The 4089-nt window shown below is 43.8% G+C and carries 3 protein-coding genes and 1 tRNA gene; 1 reads left to right on the plus strand and 3 read right to left on the minus strand.

The features are described from left to right. Positions 1 to 284: 284 nt before the first annotated feature. Complete coding sequence (gene rlmB / locus BLP80_RS14350) at positions 285 to 1028, minus strand: 23S rRNA (guanosine(2251)-2'-O)-methyltransferase RlmB (protein WP_090544376.1); 744 nt, start codon at positions 1026 to 1028, stop codon at positions 285 to 287. A gap of 152 nt (positions 1029 to 1180) precedes the next feature. Beyond that, entirely contained in the window at positions 1181 to 3358 is a 2178-nt protein-coding gene (gene rnr, locus BLP80_RS14355) for a ribonuclease R (protein ID WP_090544378.1), read from the minus strand. A 66-nt stretch (positions 3359 to 3424) separates the two neighbouring features. Between rnr and BLP80_RS14360 the strand changes: the two genes are divergently transcribed. After that, a tRNA-Leu gene (locus BLP80_RS14360) sits at positions 3425 to 3509 on the plus strand. A gap of 41 nt (positions 3510 to 3550) precedes the next feature. Here BLP80_RS14360 and BLP80_RS14365 read toward each other — a convergent pair. Beyond that, on the minus strand, positions 3551 to 3916 hold the full coding sequence (locus BLP80_RS14365; protein ID WP_090544380.1) for a hypothetical protein: 366 nt from the start codon (positions 3914 to 3916) through the stop codon (positions 3551 to 3553). Positions 3917 to 4089: the final 173 nt, after the last annotated feature.

Below are 4089 nucleotides of genomic sequence, written 5' to 3' on the forward strand. Positions count from 1 at the left end.
GCTATCTTGCCACGATTCACCTAAAGCGTTCTCATCCGCCTTAAGCAAGATCTGGGCATGAAGCCTTTTGTACGCCGCCACTTTTCCTTTGTGCACCAAACTTTCTAAATAAGCTTGTTCTTCTTCGGTTAGCCTCACCATGTATTTCTTTGCCATTGGCCCACTTCCATTCTACGTTGAAGCTCGAGAGTATGGGGAGCTTTAGCCGACATTTCAAGAATGACTGAGTACTAGGATTAAACACTATCCACAAGAACTAAAGAATTCTCACATTTGCCTAATAATCAGACCTTCTTCGCTCGCTGGCGATAGGTCTCGAATAAGCAAATGCCAGCACTCACTGACACATTCAAGCTTTCAACACTGCCGACCATTGGAATGCGCACCAATTGATCACAGGTTTCCCTTGTCAGGCGGCGCATGCCCTCATGCTCTGCACCCAATACCCAGGCGATAGGGCCATCAAGTGTAATGGTGTCAAGGGTACAGGTAGTCTCGGCTGCAGTACCGATAATCCAGATACCTTGCTGCTTAAGCTCACGCAAGGTTCGGGCTAAGTTAGTGACGGTAACAAAAGGAACAGTATCCGCAGCGCCGCTTGCGACCTTATGCACTGTGGCTGTCAGCCCCACCGAGCGATCCTTGGGTGCGATGATGGCATGGACACCTAATGCGTCAGCAACACGCAAGCATGCGCCTAAATTGTGAGGATCCTTGATACCATCTAATACCAGGAGTAAAGCGGGTTCGCTCAGTGCTTCCAGGACATCCTCAATCGCCACATAATTCTGAGTGGCTGCGATGTTGGCCACTACGCCTTGATGGTGAGTTGTGCCCACTATTCTGGCAAGCCTCGCATTATCGCAAAGTATCAGACAAACGTTCTTGATTTCAGCAAGTTTAAATAAATCACGCGCACGCTGATCATGCCGGGTCGAATCTAAGTAGATTTCTTTGATACTGTCCGGGCTCTGCCGCAAACGACTCGTAATCGCATGAAACCCAAAAATATGCCGCGTCTGAGACATGTCGCTAGATAAGTAAGTTTGTAGTAAAAATTATGTAAAGCTAATGAACTAAAAGAACCTTATGCTTCTACTTCTATTTAGAGTCTGTGAAATCTGCAGCCGTTATGCTCCTGATAGCCAGGATGCATATGTCTACGTTTTTTTACAGACTCTCAAGCGAGAACAAAGTCTATTTTACGAGTTTCCAGATCAACTCGTACAAGCTTGACTTGGAAGCGATCGCCCAAGCGGTATTTTTTTCCAGTACGTTCACCATATAACATATGTTTAGTGTTATCAAAATGGAAATAATCGCTGGGTAGCTCTGAAATATGAACCAATCCTTCCACATAAATTTGATCGAGTGCAACAAACAATCCGAATGCGGTGACACCACTGATGACACCGTCAAAGCATTCACCTATTTTATCCTGTATATAGAAGCACTTAAGCCACGACTCGACCTCACGTGTTGCCTCATCAGCACGACGTTCCGTCATTGAGCAATACTTGCCCAGCTCATGCCAATCGCCGCCAGATGGAGAATAGATATTGCCATTTAGAACCGCTTTGATGGCGCGATGTACCAATAAATCAGGGTAGCGCCGAATGGGTGAAGTAAAATGAGTATACGCCTCATAAGCCAATCCAAAATGGCCGATATTTTCAGGACTATATATCGCCTGCCGTAGCGATCGTAGCATGACGGTTTGTAATAATTGTGCATCGGATCTGTCGTTGATTTTAGTTAATGCTTTAGCATAATCTTTTGCATGTGGTAGACTGCCGCCTCCTAGCTGCAAACCAAATTCCTTAAGAAAATCGCGCAGTGCTGTCAGTTTTTCCGGTGTAGGCCCTTCGTGGATACGATACAACACTGGCTGCTTGTGTTTCTGTAAAAAATCCGATGCACATACATTGGCAGCTAGCATGCACTCTTCTATTAGGCAATGCGCTACATTGCGTTGCACCGGAAGTATTTGTTCAATCTTGCCTTGCTCGTTAAAAACCATTTGGGTTTCAATCGTCTCAAAATCAATAGCCCCACGTTTTTTGCGCGCTTTTTGTAAAACTTTATATACTTTATAGAGTAATTGAATGTGCGGAAGTAAGTCGATATATTGCTTCGCATTGGCTTCTTTAGGACTGTCCACCATCGCTGCAACTTCATCGTATGTTAGTCGAGCATGAGAGCGCATGACAGCTGGATAAAATTGGTAGTCTAGGTATTCACCATTGGTAGCTAATTGTATTTCACATACCATACAAAGACGATCCGCTAGCGGGTTAAGTGAACACAATCCATTAGAGAGTACTTCTGGTAACATCGGTATCACTCGCCGGGGAAAGTACACTGAATTGCCCCGCATAAATGCTTCTTTATCTAACGCATCATTATCGTGGACATAATGACTGACATCAGCGATGGCCACATATAATCGATAATCTTTTCCATCGCGTTGACTATATACTGCATCATCAAAATCACGCGCTGTTTCACCATCGATCGTAACCAACGGTAAATGACGAATATCTTTTCGCTTGGTCAGCTCTTTCTTCAGTACTTTTTTAGGGAATTTGGCAGAGATTTTCTCTATCTCAGATGAAAACTCATAAGGTAAATCGTATTTACGTAGTGCGATCTCAATTTCCATGCCAGGCGAAGTATATTCGCCCAGAATTTCAATAATATGACCAATAGGTTGGGTATGAATGTCAGGCTGCTGAATAATCTTCACCATTACGACTTGTCCAGCCTTAGCATTCATAGTGGCTTCACGAGGAATCAGAATTTCCTGGCTAATACGCTTGTTCTCAGCAATTACGAAAAAAATGCCATGCTCGGCATTGAATCTCCCAATGAGCTGTATATTGGTACGTTCCAACACTTCAACGATTTTGCATTCACGGCGACCTCGTCGATCCATACCGATTTCACGTGTAATGACACGGTCACCGTCAAGTACCTTATGCATTTCTTTGGGACCGAGATATAGATCAGGGCTACCGTCATCGGTAATTAAAAAACCATAACCGTCACTATGCCCTTGTACCGTTCCCCTAATTAGCTCTAGCTTTTCAATGACACAGATATCCCCTTTTCGATTACGCATGATCTGACCCGAACGGATCATTGCAGCTAATCGACGGTTAAAAATTTCCGTTTCTTTAGGGGTTATATCCAATAGCTTCCGTAATAATACTTCGCTAACCGGAATACCCTGCTCATCAAGTATTTTTAGTATAAATTCACGGCTTGGCAAAGCAGTGCCATATCGCTCGCATTCACGAGCGAGAAAAGGATCAAGTTTACGCAGCTGATTCTTCTTATTTTTCTTCTTGATTGACAAAACAATGGTTTCCTATAAAATCACGAATTCTTCATATATCCTGGCTAAAGGTTAGGATATGATGCGGCCCAGATGGCGGAATTGGTAGACGCGCATGGTTCAGGTCCATGTGCCTTCGGGTGTGGAGGTTCGAGTCCTCTTCTGGGCACCATAGTCATTAAACTAAGCCTTTCCCAATTCTCCCAAAACTACTCAGAATACCTTATTACAAGTGCCTTTCGGCGTATTTTCCTTTGCCTTCGTTTCATCAAAAATTCCCATTTTCTCGCTATTATCCACGGATATTTTCACGGTTGGAATATGGGAACTAAACGCAAGAAAAACTCTAGGTATGAAGCAGCCGTATTTAGAAAAGAAGTAAGGAAGTCTAGCACGTTTCGCACCAAAGCCGAGGCTAATATGTGGATAGCCGAGACTGAAAAGGAAATTATCCAGGAGAAATAAAGTAGCATCATAAACAATACTTTTGGTGAACCCATGAATCGATATGGCAAACTTGGTATAGCTTACTTCGTCGCTGGGGAAGCAATCCTTGATCATGATCGCCCACTTACTCATCGTCTGAACTCATGATGCAGGAAAAAATAGGATAGACACGCATCCATTCTTCTGATGGTAACGTTGCCTTTAGCTGTACTAGTACTCAGTCATTCTTCTAAAGTCGGGTAAAGTTTCTTCAATTTTACCCGAGCGTCATCATTCGTAAAGCGCCACTCCATGGGACGTGCGGA

The sequence above is a fragment of the Nitrosomonas sp. Nm132 genome (genome assembly GCF_900100485.1).
GTDB lineage: Bacteria > Pseudomonadota > Gammaproteobacteria > Burkholderiales > Nitrosomonadaceae > Nitrosomonas.